This window comes from Ralstonia sp. 22111, from assembly GCF_052045895.1.
Lineage (GTDB): Bacteria > Pseudomonadota > Gammaproteobacteria > Burkholderiales > Burkholderiaceae > Ralstonia > Ralstonia wenshanensis.
Window position 1 is genome coordinate 52,473 of the sequence record NZ_JBQEPR010000011.1, and the last position, 25,279, is coordinate 77,751.

Annotated in this window: 26 protein-coding genes and 1 tRNA gene; 11 read left to right on the top strand and 16 right to left on the bottom strand. The window is 63.2% G+C overall.

Annotated elements, in window-relative coordinates:
- The first annotated feature begins 84 nt into the window (after positions 1 to 84).
- The 4 genes from ACTJK4_RS22305 to ACTJK4_RS22320 all read left to right on the top strand — a co-directional run bounded on the left by ACTJK4_RS22305 (position 85) and on the right by ACTJK4_RS22320 (position 2,479).
- Positions 85 to 453, top strand: coding sequence for a hypothetical protein (locus tag ACTJK4_RS22305; RefSeq protein WP_440818992.1), 369 nt, complete (start codon positions 85 to 87; stop codon positions 451 to 453).
- Between the two features lie 100 nt (positions 454 to 553).
- Positions 554 to 1,456, top strand: coding sequence for a peptide chain release factor N(5)-glutamine methyltransferase (prmC, locus tag ACTJK4_RS22310; RefSeq protein ID WP_440818993.1), 903 nt, complete (start codon positions 554 to 556; stop codon positions 1,454 to 1,456).
- Between the two features lie 68 nt (positions 1,457 to 1,524).
- Positions 1,525 to 1,836 (top strand): Grx4 family monothiol glutaredoxin, encoded by a 312-nt coding sequence (grxD, locus tag ACTJK4_RS22315; protein WP_024977796.1) that lies wholly within the window; start codon positions 1,525 to 1,527, stop codon positions 1,834 to 1,836.
- 19 nt (positions 1,837 to 1,855) lie between these two features.
- A complete protein-coding gene (locus ACTJK4_RS22320) occupies positions 1,856 to 2,479 on the top strand; it encodes a UbiX family flavin prenyltransferase (protein ID WP_313903715.1) in 624 nt (207 codons plus the stop codon).
- Between the two features lie 22 nt (positions 2,480 to 2,501).
- Here the strand turns inward: ACTJK4_RS22320 and ACTJK4_RS22325 are convergent, their stop codons facing one another.
- Complete coding sequence (locus ACTJK4_RS22325) at positions 2,502 to 2,672, bottom strand: hypothetical protein (RefSeq protein ID WP_175537192.1); 171 nt, start codon at positions 2,670 to 2,672, stop codon at positions 2,502 to 2,504.
- A 121-nt stretch (positions 2,673 to 2,793) separates the two neighbouring features.
- A complete protein-coding gene (locus tag ACTJK4_RS22330; RefSeq protein ID WP_232041135.1) occupies positions 2,794 to 3,534 on the bottom strand; it encodes a hypothetical protein in 741 nt (246 codons plus the stop codon).
- Between the two features lie 310 nt (positions 3,535 to 3,844).
- On the opposite strand from ACTJK4_RS22330, the gene ACTJK4_RS22335 reads away from it, so the two are divergent.
- From ACTJK4_RS22335 to ACTJK4_RS22355, 5 genes are all read left to right on the top strand, one after another.
- Complete coding sequence (locus ACTJK4_RS22335; RefSeq protein WP_440819063.1) at positions 3,845 to 5,431, top strand: glucan biosynthesis protein G; 1,587 nt, start codon at positions 3,845 to 3,847, stop codon at positions 5,429 to 5,431.
- On the top strand, positions 5,404 to 7,992 hold the full coding sequence (mdoH, locus tag ACTJK4_RS22340) for a glucans biosynthesis glucosyltransferase MdoH (RefSeq protein ID WP_440818996.1): 2,589 nt from the start codon (positions 5,404 to 5,406) through the stop codon (positions 7,990 to 7,992). Before ACTJK4_RS22335 ends, mdoH begins: the two co-directional genes overlap by 28 nt.
- Before the next feature lie 191 nt (positions 7,993 to 8,183).
- A complete protein-coding gene (locus ACTJK4_RS22345; protein ID WP_045203072.1) occupies positions 8,184 to 8,492 on the top strand; it encodes a hypothetical protein in 309 nt (102 codons plus the stop codon).
- 169 nt (positions 8,493 to 8,661) lie between these two features.
- On the top strand, positions 8,662 to 9,150 hold the full coding sequence (locus ACTJK4_RS22350) for an aminoacyl-tRNA deacylase (RefSeq protein WP_316881446.1): 489 nt from the start codon (positions 8,662 to 8,664) through the stop codon (positions 9,148 to 9,150).
- A 10-nt stretch (positions 9,151 to 9,160) separates the two neighbouring features.
- Positions 9,161 to 9,385 carry a CDGSH iron-sulfur domain-containing protein gene (locus ACTJK4_RS22355; RefSeq protein WP_440818997.1) on the top strand — a complete coding sequence of 75 codons (225 nt, stop codon included), beginning with the start codon at positions 9,161 to 9,163 and terminating at the stop codon, positions 9,383 to 9,385.
- A 117-nt stretch (positions 9,386 to 9,502) separates the two neighbouring features.
- Here the strand turns inward: ACTJK4_RS22355 and ettA are convergent, their stop codons facing one another.
- From ettA to ACTJK4_RS22395, 8 genes are all read right to left on the bottom strand, one after another.
- Complete coding sequence (ettA, locus tag ACTJK4_RS22360) at positions 9,503 to 11,170, bottom strand: energy-dependent translational throttle protein EttA (RefSeq protein ID WP_232041139.1); 1,668 nt, start codon at positions 11,168 to 11,170, stop codon at positions 9,503 to 9,505.
- Between the two features lie 148 nt (positions 11,171 to 11,318).
- Positions 11,319 to 11,687 (bottom strand): cytochrome o ubiquinol oxidase subunit IV, encoded by a 369-nt coding sequence (locus ACTJK4_RS22365; RefSeq protein ID WP_232041140.1) that lies wholly within the window; start codon positions 11,685 to 11,687, stop codon positions 11,319 to 11,321.
- Positions 11,688 to 12,329: a cytochrome o ubiquinol oxidase subunit III gene (gene cyoC / locus ACTJK4_RS22370; RefSeq protein ID WP_232041141.1), complete on the bottom strand. Its 642-nt coding sequence runs from the start codon at positions 12,327 to 12,329 to the stop codon at positions 11,688 to 11,690.
- 3 nt (positions 12,330 to 12,332) lie between these two features.
- The gene (cyoB, locus tag ACTJK4_RS22375; protein ID WP_440818999.1) at positions 12,333 to 14,312 is read right to left on the bottom strand and encodes a cytochrome o ubiquinol oxidase subunit I; all 1,980 of its coding nucleotides are present in this window, start codon (positions 14,310 to 14,312) and stop codon (positions 12,333 to 12,335) included.
- A gap of 9 nt (positions 14,313 to 14,321) precedes the next feature.
- On the bottom strand, positions 14,322 to 15,308 hold the full coding sequence (cyoA, locus tag ACTJK4_RS22380; RefSeq protein WP_232041142.1) for a ubiquinol oxidase subunit II: 987 nt from the start codon (positions 15,306 to 15,308) through the stop codon (positions 14,322 to 14,324).
- 632 nt (positions 15,309 to 15,940) lie between these two features.
- Complete coding sequence (locus ACTJK4_RS22385; RefSeq protein WP_440819002.1) at positions 15,941 to 17,584, bottom strand: NRAMP family divalent metal transporter; 1,644 nt, start codon at positions 17,582 to 17,584, stop codon at positions 15,941 to 15,943.
- Positions 17,585 to 17,629: 45 nt separating this feature from the next.
- Positions 17,630 to 17,836 carry a hypothetical protein gene (locus ACTJK4_RS22390; RefSeq protein ID WP_260804115.1) on the bottom strand — a complete coding sequence of 69 codons (207 nt, stop codon included), beginning with the start codon at positions 17,834 to 17,836 and terminating at the stop codon, positions 17,630 to 17,632.
- Positions 17,837 to 18,060: 224 nt separating this feature from the next.
- Complete coding sequence (locus tag ACTJK4_RS22395) at positions 18,061 to 19,473, bottom strand: carbohydrate porin (RefSeq protein ID WP_260804114.1); 1,413 nt, start codon at positions 19,471 to 19,473, stop codon at positions 18,061 to 18,063.
- 467 nt (positions 19,474 to 19,940) lie between these two features.
- On the opposite strand from ACTJK4_RS22395, the gene ACTJK4_RS22400 reads away from it, so the two are divergent.
- Positions 19,941 to 20,270, top strand: a complete 330-nt coding sequence (locus ACTJK4_RS22400) for a hypothetical protein (RefSeq protein WP_260804113.1) — start codon at positions 19,941 to 19,943, stop codon at positions 20,268 to 20,270.
- A gap of 108 nt (positions 20,271 to 20,378) precedes the next feature.
- Entirely contained in the window at positions 20,379 to 20,810 is a 432-nt protein-coding gene (locus ACTJK4_RS22405) for a nuclear transport factor 2 family protein (RefSeq protein WP_440819004.1), read from the top strand.
- 61 nt (positions 20,811 to 20,871) lie between these two features.
- Here the strand turns inward: ACTJK4_RS22405 and ACTJK4_RS22410 are convergent.
- The 6 genes from ACTJK4_RS22410 to petA form a co-directional block, all read right to left on the bottom strand.
- Positions 20,872 to 20,947, bottom strand: a tRNA-Thr gene (locus ACTJK4_RS22410).
- Between the two features lie 29 nt (positions 20,948 to 20,976).
- Entirely contained in the window at positions 20,977 to 21,474 is a 498-nt protein-coding gene (locus ACTJK4_RS22415; RefSeq protein ID WP_232041148.1) for a ClpXP protease specificity-enhancing factor, read from the bottom strand.
- Between the two features lie 72 nt (positions 21,475 to 21,546).
- A complete protein-coding gene (locus ACTJK4_RS22420) occupies positions 21,547 to 22,158 on the bottom strand; it encodes a glutathione S-transferase N-terminal domain-containing protein (protein ID WP_004634649.1) in 612 nt (203 codons plus the stop codon).
- Positions 22,159 to 22,308: 150 nt separating this feature from the next.
- Positions 22,309 to 23,052 (bottom strand): cytochrome c1, encoded by a 744-nt coding sequence (locus ACTJK4_RS22425; RefSeq protein WP_024977815.1) that lies wholly within the window; start codon positions 23,050 to 23,052, stop codon positions 22,309 to 22,311.
- Positions 23,053 to 23,089: 37 nt separating this feature from the next.
- Positions 23,090 to 24,493, bottom strand: a complete 1,404-nt coding sequence (locus tag ACTJK4_RS22430) for a cytochrome b (RefSeq protein WP_232043059.1) — start codon at positions 24,491 to 24,493, stop codon at positions 23,090 to 23,092.
- Entirely contained in the window at positions 24,493 to 25,101 is a 609-nt protein-coding gene (gene petA / locus ACTJK4_RS22435) for a ubiquinol-cytochrome c reductase iron-sulfur subunit (protein ID WP_009241960.1), read from the bottom strand. Before petA ends, ACTJK4_RS22430 begins: the two co-directional genes overlap by 1 nt.
- Positions 25,102 to 25,279 lie beyond the last annotated feature (178 nt).

Below are 25,279 nucleotides of genomic sequence, written 5' to 3' on the forward strand. Positions count from 1 at the left end.
CTCGATCACGCCGAGTGCATCGCCGGTCGCATCCGGCGCGCACTCACCAACAAGCGCGGCAACATCACGATTAGGAGAATCGCAATGCGTACCCAACTGCTGGCCATCACTGTCGCTACCTCCCTCGCACTGGGCCTGGCCGCCTGCGGCAAGAAAGACGACGCCACCGACCAGGCCGCCAAGAGCGCGATGGAGCAATCGAAAGACGCCGCCAAACAGGCGCTCGACAACGCCGGCACCGCCGTGACCAAGGCTGCAGACGCCGCCAAGGTGGAACTCTCGCAAGCCGCTTCGGATGCGCAAGTCTCCGCTTCGGGCGCGCTGGCGCAGGCCAAGGAGGTCGCCAAGACCGCAGCCGACAAGACGGCGGACGCGGCCAAGGTTGCTGCAGACAAGACCGCTGACGCCACCAAGGAAGCGGCCAACAAGGTCAAGGACGCAACCAAGCAGTAAGCTCCCCGCTCCACCGCACCGACCCGCTCGCGGGCCCGCGCCACATTGGCCGGGCCCGTGTTATTTTGTGCGCCCCGATCTTCGCTGCTGGTCTGTTGCCGTGTCGTCTGTTCCCGTCATTTCGCCCGAAACCCTGGCTTGCGTGTCCGATGCGCTGACGGCGCTGGCACGCGCCGGCTTGCCTGCATTGGAAGCACGCATGCTGGTCTCGCACGTGACGGGCCTGTCGCGCGTGCAACTCATCACGCAAGACACCTGCGCCATCGACGTCGCCGCGCGCGCGCGAATCAGCGACCTCGCCACACGCCGCCTGGCCGGCGAGCCGATGGCCTATCTGCTGGGCGAACGTGAATTCTTCGGCCGCACGTTCAAGGTCACGCCGGCCGTGCTCATTCCCCGCCCCGATACGGAATTGCTGGTCGAGCAGGCGCTGGACCGCCTGGAAGAACGCGATGCACCGGCCGTGCTCGACATGGGCACGGGCAGCGGCATCATTGCCATCACAATTGCACTGGCGCGACGCGACGCGCGCGTGTGGGCCACCGATGCCTCCGCCAATGCGCTGGCCGTGGCGATCGACAACGCCAAGACGCTCGGCGCAACCAACTTCCGGGCTGCGCTGGGTGACTGGTATGGCGCGCTGGCCGACGCCGATGCGCCGCCCGCCTTCGACCTGATCGCCAGCAACCCACCTTACATTGCGGCCACCGACGTGCATCTCGATCAGGGCGATCTGCGCTTCGAACCCGCCAACGCCCTCACCGACCACGATGACGGCCTGCGACACCTGCGCAGCATCGTCGCAGGGGCGCCTGCGCGGCTTGCCTCGGGCGGCTGGCTGCTGCTCGAACACGGCTACGATCAGGGCGAACCCGTGCGCGCACTGCTGCGCGGCGCCGGCTTCGCCAACGTCTTCACTGTGCAAGACCTGGCCGGCCATGACCGCTGCAGTGGCGGGCAGTGGCTGGATCAAAACGCCGGTGCGCGTTCCTCGCTAAAATAGACGGGTTTTCCAATGTGGATGTCAGCCCAAAAACCAGGCTGTCGCCCCTCACCCAATCGAGTCTCCCCATGAGCACCACGCACGAAAAGATCGACCAGATCGTCAAAGGCCACCCCGTCGTCCTCTTCATGAAGGGCACGGCGCAATTTCCGATGTGCGGCTTTTCGGGCCGCGCCATCCAGATCCTGAAGGCCTGCGGCGTGGATCGGCCGCACACCGTCAACGTGCTGGAAGACGACGAAATCCGCCAGGGCATCAAGGACTACGCCAATTGGCCGACCATTCCGCAGCTCTACGTCAAGGGCGAATTCATCGGCGGCTCGGACATCATGATGGAGATGTACCAGAGCGGCGAGCTGCAGCCGCTGCTGGCTGCTTGAGCTGCGTTCTCGTTTCAGCGTGACCTTGCCCGTGAACGCCACAGTCCAGACGCCACCTGTGCGCCGCATCATCGTGGCCATCACGGGGGCGTCCGGGGCAATCTACGGCGTGCGGCTGCTGCAGATTCTGCAGGGCCTGCGCGAATCGGCGGGGGTGGAATCGCACCTGCTGATGTCGCCCGCAGGGCTGATGAACGTGCAGCACGAGCTGCACATGGCACGCGAAGAAGTGGAAGCGCTGGCGCACGTCGTGCATAACGTGCGCGATATCGGCGCGACCATCGCGAGCGGTTCCTTTGCTGCCGAAGCGATGGTGGTGGCGCCCTGCTCGATGAAGACGCTGGCGGCCGTTGCGCACGGCCTGTCGGACAATCTCATTGCGCGCGCGGCCGACGTCACGCTCAAGGAGCGTCGTCGCCTCATCCTGATGGTGCGCGAAACGCCGTTGAATCTGGCGCACCTGCGCAACATGACGGCCGTCACCGAGATGGGCGGAATCGTGTTCCCGCCCGTACCGGGCTTTTACCAGCGCCCCAAGACGATCGACGACCTCGTCGACCACACGGTCGGGCGCGTGCTGGACCTGCTTGGCTTGCCGCAGACGTTGGCGCCCGGCTGGCCGGGCCTGCGTTCAGCAGACTAGACGCTGATCAGCCAACGGCCGATCAGCGGTGGTGGTAATTGAAGTACACCGAAGGTCCACCCCAATAGCCGCCGTAATAGGCCGGATAAGCCGGTGCAACATAGACCGGCGCAGGTGCCACGGCCACCGGTGCCGGATACACCGCACAGCCCCCAAGCGTCGCGGCCAACAAGGCCAGAGCCACGATTTTCATGATTAGCGTCCTTCGGCCCCGCTAGTGGAGCCACGTGGACGTTATAAGCCGACGCGAGCGACGCCAGCGTCATGCGGGTGTAAGCGGTGTAACCGAAAACTACGAACGTGTGTTCGTAAGTTCACTGCTTAGGCGCCGGTTTGCCTGCAGAGGGCTTGGCCATTGCTGCAGGTGCCGAGGCCGCCACACCGGACGCAGGAGCCGGCTTGGGTGCATTCGGATCGACTTCCGCACGCATCTGATCCATGACCGCCCCGGCGCGCGGTGCCCAAAGGAATTCCACCGTGCCGTTCTGCGGCTCTTCGGGAATCGCGTACATCGTGATGATGGTCTGATGGCCTGCCCAGCGCGCACGAAGCGAATCGACCGTCTTGCCAGACTTGAGCTTGAGCGGCGCCTTGCCTTCCTGCGCAGGCTTGCCGTAACGATCGGACAGCGCCTGGAAGACGCGCTGCTCGGTATCGACGCCGCGCGTCGGCACGAACATGCCGGCGATGTTGCCATCCTGGTCGATCAGGAGCACGGCCTGCGGCCCGTCCATCAACTCGGGGCGCGATGCCTGAGGCACGCCCAGCGAGCGCGTGCGGCCATGCGATTCAAGCGCATCCGAGCAATATTCGGCGACATCCTTGCCGCCATTCGCGCGTACGTCCTCGCACGAGGGCAGCTTGCGCAGAGGCTTGCCGAGCGGGAAGGTATCCAGCAGCACCGCTACGTCGCCGGGATCGCGCACTGCCTTGGCAGGCGCCGCAGCCTTTGGAGCCGCCTTGGCTGCGGGTGCAGCAAACGCCACAGGCGCGAGCAACGAGGTCGAAAAGGCAAGCGCGGCGATTGCAGTGGCGCGTCGCGTCCAGCAGGTCATGCGAACTCCATGGAGGAAAAAGCCGAGAGTGTGCCACGCGGAAATCCCGGCACCCAGGAAAGCAGCTCTGACTGCCGGCCGACGCTGCGCGTTCCCCTCAACCGAACGGCTGACCCGCCAAAGACCGCCTGATTACACGCCATTTGACGCGGATGTCGGCCCGATACGGCCAGAAACATTATCAAAATGTTGCCGGTTTTGATCTCGCAAAGGTACGGCGGGTAAAATCTCGGCGGCACAGACGAATGACCGGCAGGACCGAAGCGTCACGTTCCTCGGCCCGCCGCATAGACGCGATCTCATTTTGAACATTCCCTCCGCTGTTTCCTCCCGCACGCCGGGGGCCGCTCGCGCGGCACGCACCCGTTCGGTAGCCGGCTATGCGCGGCTGGCCGTGGGCCTGCTGGCGCTGGCTTCGGCGCATGCTGCGCTGGCCTTCGGTTTCAACGATGTGGCCGTACGCGCCAAGCAACTGGCCTCAAAGCCCTACCAGGCGCCCGCCGACACCCTGCCCCGCGAACTCCGCGAGCTGCGCTACGACCAGTACCGCGAAATCCGCTTCAAGTCCGATCAGGCTTACTGGCGTCGCGACAAGCTGCCATTCGAACTCGGTTTCTTCCACGAGGGGTCCTACTACGACCAGCCCGTGAAGATCAACGAGGTGTCGCCCGCCGGCGTGCGCGAAATCCGCTTCGATCCGCGCCTGTTCGATTACGGTCCGGTCAAGCTCGACCCGAAGCAGTTGCAGAAGCTCGGCTTTGCCGGCTTCCGCGTGCACTATCCGATGAACACGCCCAAATACAAGGACGAGGTCATCGTGTTCCTGGGCGCGTCGTACTTCCGCGGTATCGGCAAGGGGCAGGTCTACGGCCTGTCCGCGCGTGGGCTGGCCATCGACACCGCGCTCAATTCGGGCGAGGAATTCCCCCGCTTCACCGATTTCTGGATCGATCGGCCTGCCGCCAACGCGAAAGAGCTGACGATCTACGCGCTGCTCAACTCGCGCCGCGCCACGGGTGCCTACCGCTTTGTCATCAAGCCGGGCAGCGACACGGCGGTCGACGTCAAGGCGCAGCTGTACATGCGCGAGAACGTGAGCAAGCTGGCCATCGCGCCGCTCACCAGCATGTTCTTCTTTGGCGAGAACCAGCCGGCACCGGCGCTGGATTTCCGCCCCGAAGTGCATGACTCCGACGGCCTGTCGGTGCTTTCCGGCACAGGCGAATGGATCTGGCGTCCGCTGACGAACCCCAAGCGCCTGCTGGTCAGCTCGTTCGGGACGACCAACCCCGGCGGCTTCGGCCTGATGCAGCGTGACCGCGCGTTCTCCAGCTACCAGGAAATCGGCGACCGCTACGAACTGCGCCCGAGCGCGTGGGTCGAGCCCGTCGGCAAATGGGGCGCGGGCCGAGTGGAGCTGGTGCAGATTCCGACGCCAGACGAGACGAACGACAACGTGGTCGCTTACTGGGTGCCCGAAAACCCGCCCAAGCCGCATCAGCCGTTCAATCTCGAATACCGCCTGCTGTGGCAGAAGGACGCTGACAAGAAGCCTGCGCTGGCGTGGGTGACGCAGACGCGCCGCTCACACGGCTGGACAACCAAGCGCCCCGACGAGCGCAAGCCCGACGATACGATCGCTTTCGTGGTCGACTTTGAAGGCCCCGCGCTGGCGAAGCTTCCGCCCAATGCGCCGGTCGAGCCCGTATTCTCGGCAGATGCCAACGGCAAGATCGAATCGATCTTCGGCCAACCCAACACCGCGACCGGCGGATGGCGCGTGACTGTGCGCCTGAAGCGGGTCGACGACGATAAACCCGTCGAAATGCGCGGCTACCTGCGCAGCGGCGGCACCGGACTTTCTGAGACGTGGAGCTACCTGTTACCTCCGGGCTGAATGTGACGACAGCCCAGACTGACGGTGCCGCTGGCACCGCCCCCTCCACCACCCCTGCCACAGCGCAGTCTGTGGCCGACCATTACCTTGGGGCGCTGCCGCTGGCGGCTGATGCGCGTGCTGCGCTGCTGCGCAACGCAGGCATCACAGCCGCCGACGACGATGCAGCGGCGCTCGCCAAGCTGCATCGCGCGCTGGCCAGGCTCGACCCCGCTCAGACGACCTCGCTCGACGCCGATGCACCGGCCTACGCCTCCGTAGGCTCGCGTCTGGATGCGGCCTATGGCGCCACGCGCGCCGATGCCGCATCGACGGAGCCCTCTGCCGAGCCGGCGCCGCCGCTTGAGCACGACAGCCAAGGCCGCATCCACCTGGATACCGGGCCCACGCCCGCGCGTCGCTCGATGGTGCCGTGGCCATGGGTGCTCGGGCCGATCTGGCGCACGCGCAAGGCCATCGACCGCTGGATGCATGGCGGCAAGAAGCCGGTGCCGTACGAGGCACCCGACTCGCCGGACCCGAAAGGCATCTGGCGCTTCGTCGGCTCACGCCGACGTCTGACGCTGCTCGCTCTGATGATCGCGCAGACCATCGCTGCCACCTGGGCGATGAGCACGGTGCTGCCGTACCACGGCGCCGACTGGCTCGAAGCCATCATCATCGTGCTGTTCGCGGTGCTGTTCTGTTGGGTGTCGGCGGGATTCTGGACGGCCATCACGGGCTTTCTGCTGCTGGCCTTCCACGGCGACCGCTTCGTCATCTCGCGCCGGGCCACGCCGGACGCCACGATTCCGGACGATGCGCGCACGGCCATCGTCATGCCGATCTGCAATGAAGATGTGCAGCGCGTGTTTGCAGGGCTGCGCGCGACGTACGAATCATTGCAGCGCACGGGGCATCTGGAGCATTTCGACTTCTTCGTGCTGTCGGACTCAGGCGACCCGGATATCCGCACCGCAGAAGCCGATGCGTGGCTGCATATCTGCCGCGCGCTCGATGGTTTCGGTCGCATCTTCTACCGCTGGCGCCGCCACCGCGTGAAGCGCAAAAGCGGCAACATTGATGATTTCTGCCGGCGCTGGGGCGGCAAATACCGCTACATGATCGTGCTCGACGCCGACAGCGTGATGAGCGGCGATTGCCTGACGCGCCTGGTGCAGTTGATGGAAGGTGCGCCCAGCGCGGGCATCATCCAGACCGCGCCGCGCGCCGCTGGCCGCGACACGCTGTATGCGCGTATCCAGCAGTTCGCAACGCGTGTGTACGGGCCGCTGTTCACTGCTGGCCTGCACTACTGGCAGCTCGGCGAATCGCACTACTGGGGCCACAACGCCATCATCCGGCTGGACCCATTCATCAAGCACTGCGCGCTGGCGCCGATTCCGGGCAAGGGCTCGCTTTCCGGCGAGATCATGTCGCACGACTTTGTCGAAGCCGCGCTGATGCGCCGTGCCGGCTGGGCCGTGTGGATCGCCTACGACCTGGACGGCAGCTACGAAGAAATGCCGCCCAACCTGCTTGACGAGCTGGGCCGCGACCGCCGCTGGTGCCACGGCAATCTGATGAACTTCCGCCTGTTCGGCGCACCAGGCTTCCACCGTGTGCACCGCGCGGTGTTCATCACCGGGGTGATGGCGTATCTGTCTGCGCCGCTGTGGTTCCTGTTCCTGATCCTGTCGACTGCCCTGCTGGCCAAGCACACGCTGATCGCGCCGGAATACTTTACGCAGCCGCGCCAGCTCTTCCCGATCTGGCCGGAGTGGCATCCGGAGAAGGCCGCCGCGCTGTTTTCCGCCACGGCCACCGTGCTGTTCCTGCCGAAGATCCTCAGCGTGCTTGTGCTGTGGGCACAGGGGCCGAAGCGCTTTGGCGGGGCGATCCACCTGGCATTGTCGATGGCGATCGAGGCGGCGTTCTCGGTGCTGGCCGCGCCGGTGCGCATGTTGTTCCACACACGCTTCGTGACGGCCGCCTTCCTCGGCTGGAAGGTGCACTGGAAGTCACCGCCGCGCGAAGACGCGCAGACGCATTGGGGCGACGCTGTACGCCGCCACGGCCTGCACACCGTGATCGGCATCGTCTGGGCCGCCATCGTCTATTGGCTGAACCCGAGCTTCCTGTGGTGGCTGTCGCCAGTCGTGGGCGCGCTGATCGTGTCGATTCCGCTGTCGGTATTCTCCAGCCGTGTGAGCCTGGGCCGCCGCATGCGACGGCTGCGTCTGTTCATGATCCCCGAGGAAGTGCGCCCGCCGCGCGAGCTCCGCGCCACACGCAAGCACCTGCGCAATGCGCCGCCGATGCCAGACTTCCGCCAAGCCGTGGTCGACCCCGTCACCAATGCGCTGATGTGCGCGATCGGCACGGCCCGTTTTCCGCACGACCGGCGGCTGATTGCCGTGCGGGAGGCACACGTGCGTCACGCACTGGAGGTGGGTCCGGACAAACTCACAGGCAAGCAAAAGCTGGTATTGCTGTCAGATCCGTTCGCGCTGTCGGCGCTGCACCTGGCGGTGTGGTCGTCACCGGAACAGCGAGTGGCCTGGGAGGCTGCACAGGGCTGAACGAGGCGTGCCCTCGTGGAAATCCCGCGCCCCGCCAGCATCTTGCCGGTGGGGCGTTTTACTTCCCGTTACATCCGTAGGATTTGCGTATCACCTGAAGCGCCCGGTGGTTCATAGAATGGCATCACGAACTTGATACACGAAGTCGACGGCACATCGGCCCCGGCCTCGCAACCGTAAGGAGAAGCATCATGAAACGCACACTGCTCGCATTCGTTCTGGGTGGCGCCGCGCTGTGCGCCTCGACGGCGGCGCTGGCGCATGTGGACGTCGGCGTGTCGATCGGCGTGCCTGCGCCGGTGTACGTGGCCCCGGCCCCTGTCTATGCGCCGCCGCCCGTGGTGTATCGCCCGGCGCCGGTCTATGCCCCTGCACCCGTCGTCTATGGCGGCTACTATCGCGACCGCGACGACTGGCGTGAACGCGAATGGCGCCGTCACGAGTGGCGCGAGCGCGAATGGCGCCACGACCACGGCTGGCACCGCGGCTGGGACCGCTAACGCCTGACGCTTGGCGCGAACAGAAAGCTACATCGCCACACGGGCCGCTCACATGAGTGGCCCGTTGCTTTTGTACGCTCGAATGCCTGCGCAATCCGCAAACCGACCTATGCTGACGTAGCGGCCACAGCAATCCCGCCGCCGGCCGCACAGCACACGGGAGGACGCCATGTCGATCTCCAGCACCCTCGACGGCTGCCTGCGCAGCAAGGGCTGCCTGTACGAGGTGATTCGCCATCCGCATACCCACACGAGCACCGAAACCGCGCAAGCTGCGCATGTCCCCGGCGACCGTCTGGCCAAGACGCTGCTGCTAGAAGACAAACTTGGCTATGTCGCGGCCGTATTGCCGTCGACGTATCACCTGCATCTGGCCGAGCTGCAAAAGGAATCGGGCCGCATGGACCTCACGCTGGCCGATGAATCGGAGTTGCGCGAAGTCTTCCGGGACTGTGATGCAGGGGCCGTTCCGCCCGTGGGCATGGCCTACGGCATGCCAACCTACATCGACAGCAGCCTGATGACCCACGGCGACGTCTACTTCGAAGCTGGCGACCACGAAAACGTCGTGCATATGGACATGGATCAATTCATGGCTTTGATGCGCGACGCCAAGCCCGCTCACTTCGCGTATCGCATGCAGGGCATCCTCTTCTGAGGAGGCCAACATGGCCGACGATGTCGTCATCACGGTCCGCAACGACGGGCCGTATCACATCAAGGGAAGCTTCCGGATCGTCACCCAGGGCGGACGCGAATTACCGGTGGAGGGAGGCCAAGCATGGCTGTGCCGCTGCGGGCACTCGTTGAACAAGCCGTTCTGTGACGGCTCGCACAAGCGCGTCGAGTTTGACAGCGACCTCGACGCGCCTGCGCCTGAAGAAGCGCCATAGGATGGTTCGAAGGCCGTAGCGAGCGGCCCCAAAATCGGTCTGAGAAGCGCAGCCGTACATGAGTACGGCGAGCATCGAGGACCGAGATCGGGTCGCACAGTAGGCCGGCGAGCCGTCCTAGCGCGTAACGGGCTTGTAGCGGATACGCTTGGGCTTGGCGCCTTCTTCGCCCAGACGCTTCTTCTTGTCGGCTTCGTATTCCTGGTAGTTGCCCGGGAAGAATTCGACGTGCGAATCGCCTTCGAACGCGATGATGTGCGTGGCGATGCGATCGAGGAACCAGCGGTCGTGCGAGATCACCATCACGCAGCCCGCGAATTCGAGCAGTGCATCTTCGAGCGCACGCAGCGTTTCCACGTCGAGGTCGTTCGACGGTTCATCCAGAAGCAGCACGTTGCCGCCCGAGATGAGCGTCTTGGCCAGATGCAGGCGCCCACGCTCGCCACCCGACAGCGTGCCGACGTGCTTCTGCTGATCGCCACCCTTGAAGTTGAAGCGGCCGATGTAGGCGCGCGATGGCGTCTCGTACCGGCCCACCGTGAGGATGTCCGAGCCGTTCGAGATTTCTTCGAAGACAGTCTTGTCTGCGGAAAGCGCATCGCGGCTCTGGTCAACGTAAGCCAGCTTGACGGTCGGGCCGATCTTGATGGTGCCCGAATCCGGCTGCTCCTTGCCCGTGATCATGCGGAACAGCGTCGACTTACCGGCGCCGTTCGGGCCAATGATGCCGACGATCGCGCCCGGCGGAATCGTAAAGCTCAGGTTGTCGATCAGCAGGCGATCGCCATAGCTCTTACTGACGTTGGTGAACTCGATCACTTCATTGCCCAGACGCTCGCCGGCCGGGATGAAGATTTCCTGCGTTTCGTTGCGCTTCTGGTATTCCTGGCTGTTCAACTCGTCAAAGCGAGCCAGACGCGCCTTCGATTTGGCTTGACGGCCCTTCGGGTTCTGACGCACCCATTCCAGTTCTTTCTTCAGCGCCTTTTGGCGCGCAGATTCGCTCGATTCTTCCTGCTTCAGGCGCGTCTCTTTCTGATCAAGCCACGAGCTGTAATTGCCCTTCCAGGGGATGCCGTGTCCACGGTCGAGTTCGAGAATCCACTCGGCGGCGTTATCGAGGAAGTAGCGATCGTGCGTCACGGCCACCACGGTGCCCGGGAAGCGCGTGAGGAACTGCTCGAGCCAGTCCACCGATTCCGCATCCAGGTGGTTCGTCGGCTCGTCGAGCAGCAGCATGTCGGGGCGCGAGAGCAGCAGCTTGCACAGCGCGACGCGGCGCTTTTCACCGCCCGAGAGGTGTTCGATCTTGGCGTCCCACGGCGGCAGGCGCAGTGCGTCGGCGGCAATTTCCAGCTGCAGTTCGACGTTGTCACCGGAGCCGGCGGCGATGATGGCTTCCAGACGCGCCTGTTCTTCGGCCAGCTTGTCGAAGTCAGCGCCTTCCTCGGCGTACGCGGCGTAGATGGCTTCGAGCTGCTTTTGCGCATCCATCACTTCGCCCAGGCCGCTCTCCACTTCTTCACGCACAGTCTTGGCGGGATCGAGCTGCGGCTCCTGCGGCAGGTAACCGATGTTCAGGTTGGGCATCGGCGTGGCTTCGCCCTCGATGTCCTTGTCGAGGCCGGCCATGATCTTCAGCACGGTCGACTTGCCGGAGCCGTTCAGGCCCAGCACGCCAATCTTGGCGCCCGGGAAGAACGACAGCGAGATGTCCTTGAGGATCTGGCGCTTGGGCGGAACGATCTTGCCCACGCGGTTCATGGTGAAAACGTACTGTGACATGGCGGAATTGCGGGGGGAAACGCAGAAATGGGGAACCCGGCGAGTTTAACAAAGCCGGGGCGTGGCAAACCCAGGGCTCAAGGCCGCACGAGCAAAAGAAAAGGCGCCCACCAGGGCGCCCTTCCAATGCAACAGAGGCCAGGCCTCGTTACATCGTCATCATGTTGGCGTTCATGTTATGCATGACCCACAGCGAGCCGACAACGACGATCGCCAGGATCAGCAGCGTGAACAGGAAGGCCATCACATTCCAGCGCTGGGCGGACGAGCCGTCCAGGTGCAGGAAATAGATCAGGTGCACGACGATCTGCACGACCGCCAGGGCCATCACCGTCACCAGCACCGTCTGGTGCGAGTAGCCGCCGTCCATCACCATCTTGAATGGGATGGCGGTCAGGATCACCGCCAGCACGAAGCCGATCAGGTAGCCCTTGACGGTGGCATGGCCGGCGCCGCCAGCCGAATGACCGTGGGCATCATCGTGGGAAATGCCCGTCGAAACGTTGGTCTGTTCCATTTACATCGCTCCCAGCAGATACACGACGGTAAACACGCCGATCCACACCACGTCCAAGAAGTGCCAGAACAGGCTCAGGCACGACAGGCGTGTGGATTGGGTCGGGGTCAGGCCCTTGGCAGCGATCTGCCACATCAGGACGATGATCCACAGCATGCCGCTCGCCACGTGCAGGCCGTGCGTGCCGACCAGCAGGAAGAACGACGACAGGAATGCGCTGCGGCTCGGACCCGCGCCTTCGGCGATCAGATGGTGGAACTCGTTGATTTCCATACCAACGAACGCGGCGCCCAGCAGCAGCGTGATGCCCAGCCACAGCATCACTTGATCCTTGCGGCCGTTCTGCAGGCTGATCATCACCATGCCGTAGGTGATGGACGACACCAGCAGGATGCCGGTTTCGATTGCCACATACGACAGATCGAAGAGCTCCTTGCCCGTCGGGCCGCCTGCCGTCGCGCCGCGCAGGACGCAGAACGTGGCAAACAGCGACGCGAAGATGATCAAGTCGCTCATCAGGTACACCCAGAAGCCGAAGACCTTGGTGTCTGCGGCGTCGTGGTGGTGCGCATGGTCATGCGCGTGGTCGTGGCCGTGCGCGTGACCGTGCGCGGCGTGACCGTCTAGAACATTGGAAGCCATGGTTTATGCCTGCGAACCGATACGTTGGAAGTAGGCCGACTCGGTCTCGTGAACCTCGTGAGCGGGCACGTAGTAATCGATGTCGTCGTTGTTGCTGCGGAGGATGAAGCTGCCGATCATGCCGACCAGACCCAGCACGGCCATCCACCAGATGTGCCAGATCAGCGCGAAGCCCATCACGATCGAGAACATGCCGATGAAGAAGCCGGCGCCGGTGTTCTTCGGCATGTGAATCTTCTCGTAGCTCGGTGCGACCTGCGTCAGCACCTCGCCGCGTGCCTTCATGTCGGCAAAAGCGTCGATGTCACGGATGACCGGCACGCGGGCGAAGTTGTAGTGCGCCGGCGGCGACGACGTCGCCCATTCCAGCGTACGGCCGCCCCACGGATCGCCCGTCACGTCTGCCAGCGCGTGACGGTTGCGGATGCTCACGAAGATCTGGATGAGCTGCGAAGCGATACCGCAGGCGATGATCGCGGCGCCGATCACGGCGACGATCAGCCACGGCTGCCATGCCGGGTTGTCGGTATGGTTCAGACGACGCGTCATGCCCATGAAGCCGAGCACGTACAGCGGCATGAAGGCGGTGTAGAAGCCCACGAACCAGCACCAGAAGGCGCGCTTGCCCCACTTCTCGTCCAGCTTGAAGCCGAAGGCCTTCGGGAACCAGTACGTGATACCAGCCAGGTAACCGAACACCACGCCACCGATGATGGTGTTGTGAAAGTGAGCGATCAGGAACAGGCTGTTGTGCAGCAGGAAGTCGGCGCCCGGCACGGCCAGCAGCACGCCAGTCATGCCGCCGATCACGAAGGTGATCATGAAGCCGATCGTCCACAGCATCATCGAGTTCAGCTCGACGCGGCCGCGGTACATCGTGAACAGCCAGTTGAAGATCTTCACGCCCGTCGGGATCGAGATGATCATCGTCGCGATACCGAAGAACGCGTTGACGTTCGCACCCGAGCCCATGGTGAAGAAGTGGTGCAGCCACACCAGGAACGACAGCACGGTGATGCCGGCGGTCGCCCACACCATCGACGTGTAGCCGAACAGCTTCTTGCGCGAGAACGTCGAGACGATTTCCGAGAACATGCCGAAGGCCGGCAGGATCAGGATGTACACCTCGGGGTGGCCCCAGATCCAGATCAGGTTCACATACAGCATGGCGTTGCCGCCACCGCCGTTCGTGAAGAAGTGCATGTCGAGATAGCGGTCGGCGCCCAGCAGCGCCAGCGCCACGGTCAGCACCGGGAAGGCGGCCACGATCAGGATGTTGGCGCACAGGGCGGTCCAGGTGAAGATCGGCATGCGCATCAGCGTCATGCCCGGCGCGCGCATCTTGAAGATGGTCGCGACGAAGTTCACGCCGGTCAGCAATGTCCCGAGGCCTGATATCTGCAACGCCCAGATGTAGTAATCGACCCCCACGCCCGGGCTGTACGCCAGCTCCGACAGCGGCGGGTACGCCAGCCAGCCGGTGCGAGCAAATTCACCCACGCCGAGCGACACGTTGATCAGCACCACACCTGCGGCAGCCAGCCAGAACGACAGCGTGTTCAGGAACGGGAATGCCACGTCGCGCGCGCCGATCTGCAGCGGCACGATCAGGTTGATCAGGCCCGTCATCAGCGGCATGGCCATGAAGAAAATCATGATCACGCCGTGCGCGGTAAAGATCTGGTCATAGTGCTCAGGCGGCAGATAGCCGGCACCGCCGCCCGAGGCAACCGCCAGTTGCGAGCGCATCATGATGGCGTCGGCAAAGCCGCGCAGCAGCATCACGATGGCCAGAATGCAGTACATCACGCCGATCTTCTTGTGATCGACCGAGGTGATCCACTCATTCCAGAGGTAGGTCCACTTCTTGAGATAGGTGATCAGGCCGAACAGGCCAGCGCCACCCAACAGAATGGCCGACACCGTCACGACCACGATGGGCTCGTGCAGCGGAATGGCCTCCAGACTCAACTTGCCAAACATCGTCAACTCCTAGGAATTCTTGGCCGCGCTCTTCGGCGCAGGCAGGGCTGACTGCACCGGCAGCGGACGCGTTGCCGCCTCAGCCGTGGCCGTCGTGCAGTTGGCGCCTTCGAGCGCCTCGTCGAGCGTCAGGACCTTGTCGCCCTCGCCCATCTTGTCCATGTATTTGTGCAGGATGCTGTGATACAGGGTCGGGTCGACCGATGCGTACACCGCCGGCGGCACCTTCTCGCTCGGCTTGGACAGCTCGGCGTAGCCTTCCTTGGTCAGGTTCTGCGACGACTCACGGACCTGCTTGACCCAGGCATCGAACTCTTCGTTCGTCATGGCCGTGGCCTTGAACTTCATGCCCGTGAAACCCGAGCCGCTGTAGTTCGATGACATGCCGTCGAACACGCCGGTCTCATTGGCGATCAGGTGCAGCTTGGTCTGCATGCCCGCCATGGCATACACCTGGCTGCCCAGCTGCGGGATGAAGAACGCGTTCATCACCGTGTCGGACGTGATCTTGAAGTTGATCGGGGTGTTGGCCGGGAATGCGAGCTGATTGACCGTTGCGATCTTGAGTTCCGGATAGATGAACAGCCACTTCCAATCCAGCGAAACAGCCTCGACCGTGATGGGCTTCACATCCGATTCGATCGGCTTGTACGGATCGAGCGCGTGCGTGGACTTGTAGGTGATCACGCCCAGCACGATGATGATCAGGCAGGGGATCAGCCACACCACAGCCTCGATGGCGTTGGAGTGCGACCAGTCCGGCTCGTAGCGGGCGCGGGTGTTGGACGCGCGGTACTTCCACGCAAACACCAGCGTCAGCACGATCACGGGGATGACCACCAGCAGCATCAGGCCGGTCGCCACCAGGATCAGCGTCTTTTCTTCAGCCGCAATCATCCCCTTCGGGTCCAGGACCGTCAGGTTGCAGCCCGCCAGCAGGAGCGGGAGGCTTGCGGCGAGGAGCCGCTTCATATGTGGAACGAGTGTGTTCTTCATGTCTTGCACAATTGCGCCGGCGATGCTTCCGGACATCACGGGAGCCCAGCAGCCCAGACAGCGGCCACAGGCGGAAAAACGCGGGAAATGAGAGAAGACCGAACTACCGGCGCCCCGAGTACAGGTGAGGTGCGGCAGCGGATCTTCGATCACATCAGGCGCCGGTCAGGGAGAAGCTGAACCCAACGCCCTCAGTTGGCGAGGCGGGCTTCGCTCATGCCGGGCATGGGCGAAGTCGAGCGCCGCCGCGTCGCACAAAGCGGCGGACGACAGATCGGGGGCGTAAAAGGTCGGAGCAGGCACTACGTCATGCGCCCGTTGGGGGAGCGCGGTTGGGAGTGGAATGCGGGCGCGATCTTACCGCCAGATGGCGCTCCGGATCGCGCTATGTGCTCAGGCAAATAGAAAACGGCGTCGATTGACAAGTGATGCCCTCGCCGTACGGCTAGGGTTTACGTGGCTTTGCGGGTAAGCAAATCGAAAGTGCCTGTTGTTGCACTGCGACAATCAGCCACAGTGGCGCGCACCCGACGTTATCCCCAGATGTGCGCCCAAATAGGCAGCGAATAATAAGAACAATTCTCATCTTGGGGAGCCACCCGGGTGGCTCCCCTCGCCCTCACAGGACTGCGTCACTGGATGAGGAGCCCAACAATCCTCACCAGAACCAGCCCTGCCGCCACCACGAGGTAACCGCGCAGCACAAACATCCAGGTGCGTTTGAGTGGCGTCCAGCGCGCAGGCGGAAGCTGCTCAAGCGATGGCATGGTCCAGTGGTCGCGGTCCAGCACACTCACGCGCCGCGGATGGTGCGGCCGATGGGTACGTCGCTCGATACGCCACAGCACGAGCGACATCACCCCCACGATTAGCGACCCGCCGAGTAGGATGGCGCCGATCTCGAATTCGCCGATGCTGGGGAAGAGCACGGCGGCCGTGAGGATGACGGACAACATCACCAGCACAGCCACCACACCGCCGGTGAAGATGTTCATCGCGCGGCCGTTCGTCCAAGGCCCTAGCACGGCCTTGTCGTTGCACAACAGCAGCAGGAACACCGTGGCGCTTGGCAACAGCACCCCTGCCAGCGATTGCACCGCATTGGTCAGCAGACCGAGCGGCACGCCCGGCGTCAGCACCAGCCCTGCGGCCAGCAACGTCAGGCCGAAGTACACGGCATAAAAGCCCTTGGCCTCCGTCGGCTTGCGATGCAGCGAATGCCGGACGGCGAACACGTCGCCAATCGCATAGGCAGTCGACAACGAGACCGCACAGGCGCCGATGATGCTGGCGTCCAGCAACGCAATCGCAAACAGCACGCCGGCCCAGCGGCCCGAGTGGCGCTCCAGGCCGTGCGCCGTGCCGAGCGCATCGGTGTAATTGCCGAACTCCGGCGTGCCGTGGAAGGCCTGGGCACTGAAAGCGATCATCGCGACCGCGCCGGCGATCACGAGGACGATGCCGAGCCAAACGTCCGCACGCTCGTAGCGGATGAAGCGCGCCGTGATGCGCTTGTCGATCACGTAGCTTTGCTGGAAGAACAACTGCCACGGCGCCACCGTCGTCCCCACGATGGCGATGATCAGGAGCATCACCTCGGCAAGCGGCGCACCGGCGGGCAGCGCCGGCACGAAGAAGTCGCGCGCCACCTGCCCCATCGGCGGATGCACCATCACGAACACCGGGATCAGCGTGAGGCTGCCCGCCACCAGCACCAGCGCAAAGCGCTCAAAGCGGCGGAAATCTCCGGTGGACGCGGCCAGCATCACCAGAACCGCCGCCGCGCACACGCCCCAATGTCGCGGAATGCCGAGATACTCGAGCGCGAGGCTGATGCCGATGAACTCCGTCACGAGCGTCAGCGCGTTCACCAGGAACAGATCGATGACGGAGAAGCTGCCCCAGAACCTGCCGAAGCGCGCAAAGATCAACCGCGCGTGGCCAACGCGCGTGACGGCGCCCAGGCGCAGCACCATCTCCTGGTTCACGTACAGCACGGGGATGAGCAGCAATAGCGTCCACAGCAGCGTGGTGCCGTAGTTCTGCCCGGCCTGTGTGTACGTGCCGAAGGCGCCGGCGTCGTTGTCGCCGACCATCACGATCAGGCCAGGCCCGAGGATGGCGAGCAGCGTTCGCAAGCGCGCGCGCCAGCTGTTACGGGCGCCCGTATCGTGATGCGCGATGGTGCCGAGCGCGCCGCGAATATCGCCCACGTGAGCATCGTCGAGCGCGGCGTGACGTGGTGGTGCGTCGATGCCCGAAGCGAATTGGGCCATATCGAACTCCGTTTGTGTTGTGTTATCGGATTACCCGCCGTTGAACTACCAATAGGTGCGCGAAAGCCGGATGGCCGCCGCCGCATAGCCTTGGTTGGAAAACGCTTGGCCGCCGTCACCGGCACGCCGGTTGGACGTGGTCGACGCAGCGTCGGCGCGCCCGGGCGCACCGGCCCGCGCCTGCACAAACGGCGAACTGAACGGCAGTGCGATCGCCGAGAAACGACGCGCGGGAATATTGAATTTGCGCATGACACTCTCCTCACCGCGTGCGCACATGCACGGCACGCGGCCATCGCCGCATGCGTTGCATACACGCAGCGGCATAGTCGAAACGATCAAGGAGCGATGCAGACACCGCTGCCTTGCCAGGGCGGCAAGTCAGCAGCAAGGAACAACCGTGCGGCGGACTCGCCTAGGGAAAAGAAGACGTTCGGTAAGGTCGACTCGGACTGTCCATATGGGTCCTCCTACGGTTAGAACTCGGCGTGGACGCGAACGCCCACGAACTTGGCCGGACCGCGATCGCGGTTGTAGCCCGGGTTCTGGATGAGCTGGAAGTCGGGGCTGATCGCCAGGACTTTGGTTACCTGCAGGCTGTAGAACAGTTCCAGCACGCGCTCGTGGCCATAGTTCAAGCCGCCATCGCCAAGGAACGCGCCGCTGCCGCCTGCGGCCAAATAGGCGCGGTCATCCGGCCCCAGCATGTTCACCGCGACGGCCACGCCCAGCACATCGTTCGCACGGCGCCAAGCGGCACCCTTGAGCAATCCACCAAACGACACGCTCCGGCCAGCTTCGGTAAAGGCGTACGTCTCGGTCTTGTCGTCCGACCAATTCAGGCGTGCGAACAGGCCGAGGTTGTCACCGGCTTTCTGTTCGAACGAGATGCCAACGCCCAGCTTTGCATGCGCCTTGCGCACCAGTCCGACGTCGGGCGCCGCACCTGTGGCGGCGCCAAGCGCCATCGCATCGTCGAATCGGCCCATGCGCGCCTGGTTTCGCCAACCGAGCAACCGCGCCGTGCCTTCCTGACCGAACAGCGTGTAGCGCTTCTCCAGCTCGAGGATGTCGCCGTAGTGCTTGAGGAACCGCGTGTCGAGCGGCAAACCGTTCGATTGTTCCGGCTGCAGGAAGCGGCCAGCGCGCACGGCCCAACCGTTCTCGCTGTCGACGTACTCAAGCGCCACGCCCCAGTTGTAGCCACGCGCATCGGCGGGATAGTCGAACGACGGATGCGCCATGAACGACCAGTTCAAGAACTGGGTGCGCGGATCTTGCGCATACGACACCGCATCGAAGACATCAGGCACCGCGAAGTTGCCGGCTGTCAGCACCACACGGCGCTTGTCGACGACGTTGGCGAACTGGTTGAAATCGGCGTCGACCTTTTCCGTGTCGCCACCCAGGCCCCACGTCTGGCGCAGGAAAGCGCGGGCGCGGTACAGCGTTGGATTCGTCCCGGCCGTCTTGGCCAGTTCCCCGTTTGGCAAGCCGCCAAGGCCATGCAGCTCTGAGAACGCCACGCCCTGCGCGACCTCGGGGTTGAAGTGGAACTCGGCGCCCTTCCATAAGCGCATGCCCAGGTCGAGCGTGGCCGTGAAGGAATAGCTCTTGGCGCGCGCGGCGCCAAGGCTGTTGCCGCCACTGTATGCAGCGTTGAAGGCTGGCTTGCGTTGCCACACGTAGGTGGTTTGGCCATGGAAACCGAAACGGTCGTCCAGTTCGCCGCTGGCGATGCGTGGGACGTCAACCGCTGAAGCGGGTACGTCCGCCGCATGCGCCATCGACTTCACCGACACAATGGCTGCCACGCCCATCAGCACGCGAACCCAAACCAGCGGACGCACCGCCACCCAAACGTACTCCAGCATCGAGAGAAACAGCATGAGACCTCCCCCGCCCGTTTCTCTGACAGGCGTAGGCGAACGCCGGCCACGCCGCGTCATGGCGCGCGCAAACGCACGCAGCCATGCGGCTGTGCCGGATACAACAATCGAATTCAGGAAGGGACTTGCGCAGAGAACCTACTCAAGCGCCACCGCCTGCCGTGCGATACGGCTAGGCAGTGGTGAGGCGCGAAGCGATGCGCCGAGACTGTCTAGCCGTTCAATGTGCGATCGAGGATCGACTAGAACAACTGTCCATGGAGATAGTCTCCGTAGCTGTGACGGGGCGCAGAGTAACAAAGTCTCGTTGACGGCGGCAAGCGTTTTCTTGGAGGTGTCACGAAGCCCATTGCGCGGCGGCAACAACGCGATGAGAGGCGCCTCGCAAGTCGACATCGGTAGACTGCAATCACGATCGAGCGCATCACGAGGGGGCGCTCGCCACAGCGATATCAGACGGAGGTTGTGTGACGCGCTTAGCAACGCTGCTCACTATGATCGCGGCAATAGCAGGCATGGTCGGCTGCTCGACGGCAGGCTCGGAACAGACCAGGAGCGGGGCCGAATCCAAGGTGACCGAACACACACCGGCCACGGCCACTTGCCAGGCGGCCGCAGGTCCTGACAACGCCCTGATCGGCAAATCCGAACAGGACGCCGCTGCCCTGCTCAACGGCTGCCTCTGGCGCATTAGCGAGCGCGATGGCAGAGCCCTGCCCGGCACCATGGATTACCGCGAAGAACGACGCAATCTGGGCATTCAGGGCGGCAAAGTGATCTGGGTGCGGCGCGGTTAAGGCTCGCGGAGCTGGATCGCAGGCGAACAGGGAGTGGTCCGAAACTGGCGCGCCAGCGAGGTTTGCAGACATTAGGATCGACGTAAATCCTGCTCTTCCATGCCGCACATGACGTCTCGAACCAGCAAAGACATCGTCATAGATGCGTGGCGTGCATTCGCGTCACGCGATGCCGCCCGCATTGCCGACTGCTTCACGCCAGACGCGCAATGGCTCGCTCCCGAGGGTAACGCCACCGCCATTGCGCTCGACTGCACGCATCACATGATCGGGCGCGACGCCATCGTGCACTTCCTCACGGTCACGTTCCCGAAGCTTTTCGTCGCCGATGTCTTGGTAGAAGTCAGCGCGATCCACGCCAATGACGAAACGGTGATCGTGGAGGAACGCATGCGGGCCACGCTGGCGAACGGCCGACGCTACGACAACACCTATTGCTTCGTCTTCGTGCTGGAGGGCGAGCGGATCGCCCGGGTGCGCGAGTACATGGACACGATGCGGGGCTGGACGTGCATCTTTGGGAAAGAAGTGCGCGTTTAGCAGACTAAGCCGGCCGGACAAAAGAAAACGGCCTCCGCAAGGGAGACCGTTTTCGTGATGCTGGTGCCGGCTGCAGGACTCGAACCCGCCACCTGATGATTACAAATCAACTGCTCTACCAGATGAGCTAAGCCGGCAAAGAAACGCGATTCTAACCTAACACGCGTTACTTGACGACCTTTAGCGCAGGCTTGCCCCCAATGCGAGGCACATTCGGCGGCGTCGGGTCGTCTTCCGGGCCGGTTTCGGCTTCGACAGGGACGGGCGCAGGCACCGATTCGGAGTCCACCGCGGCCAGCTTGGGCGGCGGATTGTTCTCACGTTCGGTTGCGGCCTGTGTCGTCGGCGTGCTGCGCTCTACCGGGAATGCCATACCCTGCCCGTTCTCGCGCGCATACACGGCGAGCACGTTTTCGATCGGCACTTCGATCTTGCGTGACACGCCCGAGAACCGCGCGTGGAACGTGATCCACTCGTTGCCCATGTCGAGCTGGCTGGTCGCGTCAAAGCTCACATTCAGCACGATTTCGTCGTTCTTGACGAACTCGCGCGGCACGTTGGTGCTCTTGTCGACGAAGACAGCGATGTACGGCGTGAAGCCGTTATCCGTGCACCATTCATAGATGGCACGGATCAGATAGGGCTTGGTGGAGGTTTCCGACATGATGAAATCAGTGACCGTTGGGCGCGGCCACGCACAGGAGCAACCCGAGCGAGACTGGCGACCCGGCGGCAATCAGCGGCGCATGACCTTTTCCGACGGCGTCAGCGCTTCAATATACGCCGGACGGCTGAAGATACGCTCAGCGTATTTCATCAGCGGGGCCGCGTTCTTGGAGACCTCAATGCCGTAGTGGTCCAGACGCCACAGCAGCGGCGCAATCGCCACGTCAAGCATCGAGAACTCTTCGCCCAGCATGTACTTGTTCTTCAGGAAGATCGGGGCCAACTGCGTAAGGCGGTCGCGGATGGCAGCACGTGCCTTCTCGTGATTCTTCTCGGCAGCCTTGCCCTTTTCGTTCTCGAGCACGGAGACGTGCGTGAACAGTTCCTTCTCGAAGTTGAACAGGAACAGGCGGGCGCGGGCGCGCTGTACCGGATCGGCCGGCATCAGCTGCGGGTGGGGGAAGCGCTCGTCGATGTACTCGTTGATGATGTTCGACTCGTAAAGAATCAGGTCGCGCTCAACCAGGATGGGCACCTGGCCGTACGGGTTCATCACCGCGATATCTTCCGGCTTGTTGAAGAGATCGACGTCGCGAATCTCGAAATCCATGCCCTTCTCGAACAGGACGAGGCGGCAACGCTGCGAGAACGGGCAAGTGGTGCCCGAGTACAAGACCATCATGGTTGTAGTTCCTTGGCGCATGGGCCGGGGGCGGCCCTATGACGGTACAACCGTGACGACAAATGACATCGCCACGGCACAAAAAGCGAAAAGGCAAAGGGCTAGAGCCAGTTCTCCACCGGCCTAGCCCTTGCCCGGAAAACACGGATTTTACTTGATGTCCTTCCAATAGGCCGCATTCAGGCGCCAGGCCAGCACGAAGAACACGCCAATGAACAACAATACCCAGACGCCGAGGCGCTTGCGCAGGTTGCCGGCAGGCTCAGCCATCCAGTCCAAATAACTGACCAGATCGGCGACTGCCTGGTCATATTCGACCTTGTTCATCTTGCCCGGAACCGTCACTTCAAGGCCGACGAGCTTCTTCTCGGCCTCGCCGTGCTCAGACTTCACTTCGGCGTACTTGGGCACTTGCTGGCCTTGCAGCTCCCACAGCACATGCGGCATGCCGACCTTGTCGAAGACCAGGTTGTTCCAGCCAGTCGGACGCGTGTCGTCACGGTAGAACGTACGAAGGTAGGTGTAGAGCCAGTCGCTGCCGCGCGCGCGGGCAATGACAGACAGGTCCGGCGGTACGGCACCAAACCACTTCTTCGCGTCCTCACGGTCCATGGCGATGTGCATGGTGTCGCCGACCTTGTCTGACGAGAACAGCAGGTTTTGCTTGATCTGCTCCTCGCTCAAACCGATGTCGCGCAGGCGGTTGTAGCGCATGGCGCTGGCGCCGTGGCAGTTCAGGCAGTAGTTGACGAACAGCTTGGCGCCGCGCTGCAACGCAGACGTGTCGCTGGACTGGTTGGGCGCCGGATCGAGCGGCACGCCGCCCTCATTGGCCATCACGGGCGCGGCAAACACGAGACCGGCCAAGGCGAAAATCGCAAGCAGCTTTTTCATTCTTGTGTCCTTCATGGGTCCTTGTGCGCGGGCTCTATCAGTGCGGCGTGAACGTGACGCGCTCAGGCACTGGCTTGAACGTCCCGATCTGGCTCCAGATCGGCATCGCGAGGAAGAACGCGAAGTACAGAATGGTGCCGATCTGCGAGATGATCGAACCGACCGGGCTCGGCGGCTGGATACCCAGATAGCCCAGCACCGCAAAGGCAATCACGAAGACAATCAGCAGCGTCTTGTGGAAGCCCGGGCGATAGCGGATCGACTTGACCGGCGACTGGTCCAGCCACGGCAGGAAGAAGAAGATCACCACCGAGCCGCCCATCACCACCACACCCCAGAACTTCGCGTCGATGAAGGCGAAGCCCAGCGCCAGGATCACGGCCACAGCCACCGCGACACCCTTGACCTTCATGCTCTTGGAGCGCACGAACAGCAGCCCCAGCATGATCGCGATGAAGCCCCACAGCCACGGCAGGAAGTCCGACGTGGTCGCGCGCAGCATCGAATAGAACGGCGTGAAGTACCAGACCGGTGCAATGTGCGGCGGTGTCTTCAGCGAGTCTGCCGGGATGAAGTTGTTGGCTTCCAGGAAGTAGCCGCCCATTTCCGGCGCGAAGAACACGATCGCGCTGAAGATGAACAGGAAGACCGCGACGCCGACAACGTCGTGCACCGAGTAATACGGGTGGAACGGAATGCCGTCGAGCGGAATGCCGCGCTCGTCCTTCTTGGCCTTGATCTCGACGCCGTCCGGGTTGTTCGAGCCCACTTCGTGCAGCGCGATGATATGCGCCACCACCAGGCCCAGCAGCACCAGCGGCACCGCGATAACGTGGAACGAAAAGAAGCGGTTCAGCGTCGCGTCAGACACCACGTAGTCGCCGCGAATCCAGAGAGACAGGTCCGGGCCGATCAGCGGGATGGCGGAGAACAGGTTCACGATGACCTGCGCGCCCCAGTACGACATCTGGCCCCATGGGAGCAGATAGCCCATGAAGGCTTCGGCCATCAGGCACAGGAAGATCAGGCAGCCGAAGATCCAGACCAACTCACGCGGCTTACGGTACGAGCCGTACAGCATGCCGCGGAACATGTGCATATACACGACGATGAAGAACGCCGAAGCGCCGGTCGAGTGCATATAGCGCACCAGCCAGCCCCACGGCACCTCGCGCATGATGAACTCCACGCTCGCATAGGCGACGGGGATGCCGGCGGCGTTGAGCGTACCGTCCGGCTTGTAGTTCATCACCAGGAAGATGCCGGTGACGATCTGGATCACCAGCACCAGCAGCGCCAGCGATCCGAAGAAATACCAGAAGTTGAAATTCTTCGGCGCGTAGTACTCCGACAGATGCGCCTTCCACAGCTCCGATGCCGGGAAGCGTGCATCGATCCAGCCCAGCAGCCCGGTTGTCTCCACCTTCTTCTCGGCCATGATCAAGCCTCTCCTTTCTCGTCTTTACCGATCACCAGTTTCGTGTCGGACAGGAACATGTACGGCGGAACGTCGAGGTTTTGCGGCGCGGGCTTGTTCTTGAACACGCGGCCAGCCAGGTCGAACGTGGAGCCGTGGCACGGGCAGACGAAGCCGGGGTCTCCGGCGAGCTGCACGTTGGCACCCGCGGGAAACGGACCAGACGGGGAGCAACCAAGATGGGAGCAGATGCCGACCACGACCAGCAGGTCTTTATGCTCGGCACGGGAGCGGGTTTCGTTCTTGCAGTAGTCCGGCGTCTTCATGGTGAAGGGCACGTCGGACTTGGGGTCGGCGACTTCGTTATCGGTCTTCTTGAGCGATTCCAGCATGTCGGGCGTGCGTTTGAGCAGCCAGACCGGCTTGCCGCGCCATTCCACCACCTTCATCTGGCCGGGGGCCAGGTCACTCACGTCGGCCTCTACGGGCGCGCCCGCTGCACGGGCTTTTTCAGATGGTGCGAATGTGCAAACGAAAGGGGCCGCAACTGCAACCCCTCCCACACCACCAGCCACGGACGTCGCAATCAATAGATTACGGCGACCTTTGTCCACGTTTTGCTGGTCACTCATTCAAGACCCCAGGATGAGAAATCAAGATAGATTCGCGTCAACCAAAAATTATACCCGAGCGTACCGAGCGAACGATAGCGGTCGCCGGGCGCAGCGGTTACGGATATAGTGAACACGCCGATCGCCCGCCAGCCCAATGCTGACAAGGCTTTGGCATGGCTCTTGCAGCCTCGCTTTC

Bases quoted from the DNA above. Each gene is read 5' to 3' on its own strand.
- ACTJK4_RS22330 (WP_232041135.1), bottom strand. From the start codon at position 3,534: ATGACCTGCTGGACGCGACGCGCCACTGCAATCGCCGCGCTTGCCTTT.
- ACTJK4_RS22305 (WP_440818992.1), top strand. From the start codon at position 85: ATGCGTACCCAACTGCTGGCCATCACTGTCGCTACCTCCCTCGCACTG.
- ettA (WP_232041139.1), bottom strand. From the start codon at position 11,170: ATGTCACAGTACGTTTTCACCATGAACCGCGTGGGCAAGATCGTTCCG.
- grxD (WP_024977796.1), top strand. From the start codon at position 1,525: ATGAGCACCACGCACGAAAAGATCGACCAGATCGTCAAAGGCCACCCC.
- petA (WP_009241960.1), bottom strand. From the start codon at position 25,101: ATGAGTGACCAGCAAAACGTGGACAAAGGTCGCCGTAATCTATTGATT.
- ACTJK4_RS22415 (WP_232041148.1), bottom strand. From the start codon at position 21,474: ATGTCGGAAACCTCCACCAAGCCCTATCTGATCCGTGCCATCTATGAA.
- cyoC (WP_232041141.1), bottom strand. From the start codon at position 12,329: ATGGCTTCCAATGTTCTAGACGGTCACGCCGCGCACGGTCACGCGCAC.
- ACTJK4_RS22405 (WP_440819004.1), top strand. From the start codon at position 20,379: ATGACGTCTCGAACCAGCAAAGACATCGTCATAGATGCGTGGCGTGCA.
- ACTJK4_RS22420 (WP_004634649.1), bottom strand. From the start codon at position 22,158: ATGATGGTCTTGTACTCGGGCACCACTTGCCCGTTCTCGCAGCGTTGC.
- ACTJK4_RS22365 (WP_232041140.1), bottom strand. From the start codon at position 11,687: ATGGAACAGACCAACGTTTCGACGGGCATTTCCCACGATGATGCCCAC.
- ACTJK4_RS22395 (WP_260804114.1), bottom strand. From the start codon at position 19,473: ATGCTGTTTCTCTCGATGCTGGAGTACGTTTGGGTGGCGGTGCGTCCG.
- ACTJK4_RS22355 (WP_440818997.1), top strand. From the start codon at position 9,161: ATGGCCGACGATGTCGTCATCACGGTCCGCAACGACGGGCCGTATCAC.
- ACTJK4_RS22425 (WP_024977815.1), bottom strand. From the start codon at position 23,052: ATGAAAAAGCTGCTTGCGATTTTCGCCTTGGCCGGTCTCGTGTTTGCC.
- ACTJK4_RS22325 (WP_175537192.1), bottom strand. From the start codon at position 2,672: ATGAAAATCGTGGCTCTGGCCTTGTTGGCCGCGACGCTTGGGGGCTGT.
- cyoB (WP_440818999.1), bottom strand. From the start codon at position 14,312: ATGTTTGGCAAGTTGAGTCTGGAGGCCATTCCGCTGCACGAGCCCATC.
- ACTJK4_RS22390 (WP_260804115.1), bottom strand. From the start codon at position 17,836: ATGCGCAAATTCAATATTCCCGCGCGTCGTTTCTCGGCGATCGCACTG.
- ACTJK4_RS22345 (WP_045203072.1), top strand. From the start codon at position 8,184: ATGAAACGCACACTGCTCGCATTCGTTCTGGGTGGCGCCGCGCTGTGC.
- cyoA (WP_232041142.1), bottom strand. From the start codon at position 15,308: ATGAAGAACACACTCGTTCCACATATGAAGCGGCTCCTCGCCGCAAGC.
- ACTJK4_RS22385 (WP_440819002.1), bottom strand. From the start codon at position 17,584: ATGGCCCAATTCGCTTCGGGCATCGACGCACCACCACGTCACGCCGCG.
- ACTJK4_RS22350 (WP_316881446.1), top strand. From the start codon at position 8,662: ATGTCGATCTCCAGCACCCTCGACGGCTGCCTGCGCAGCAAGGGCTGC.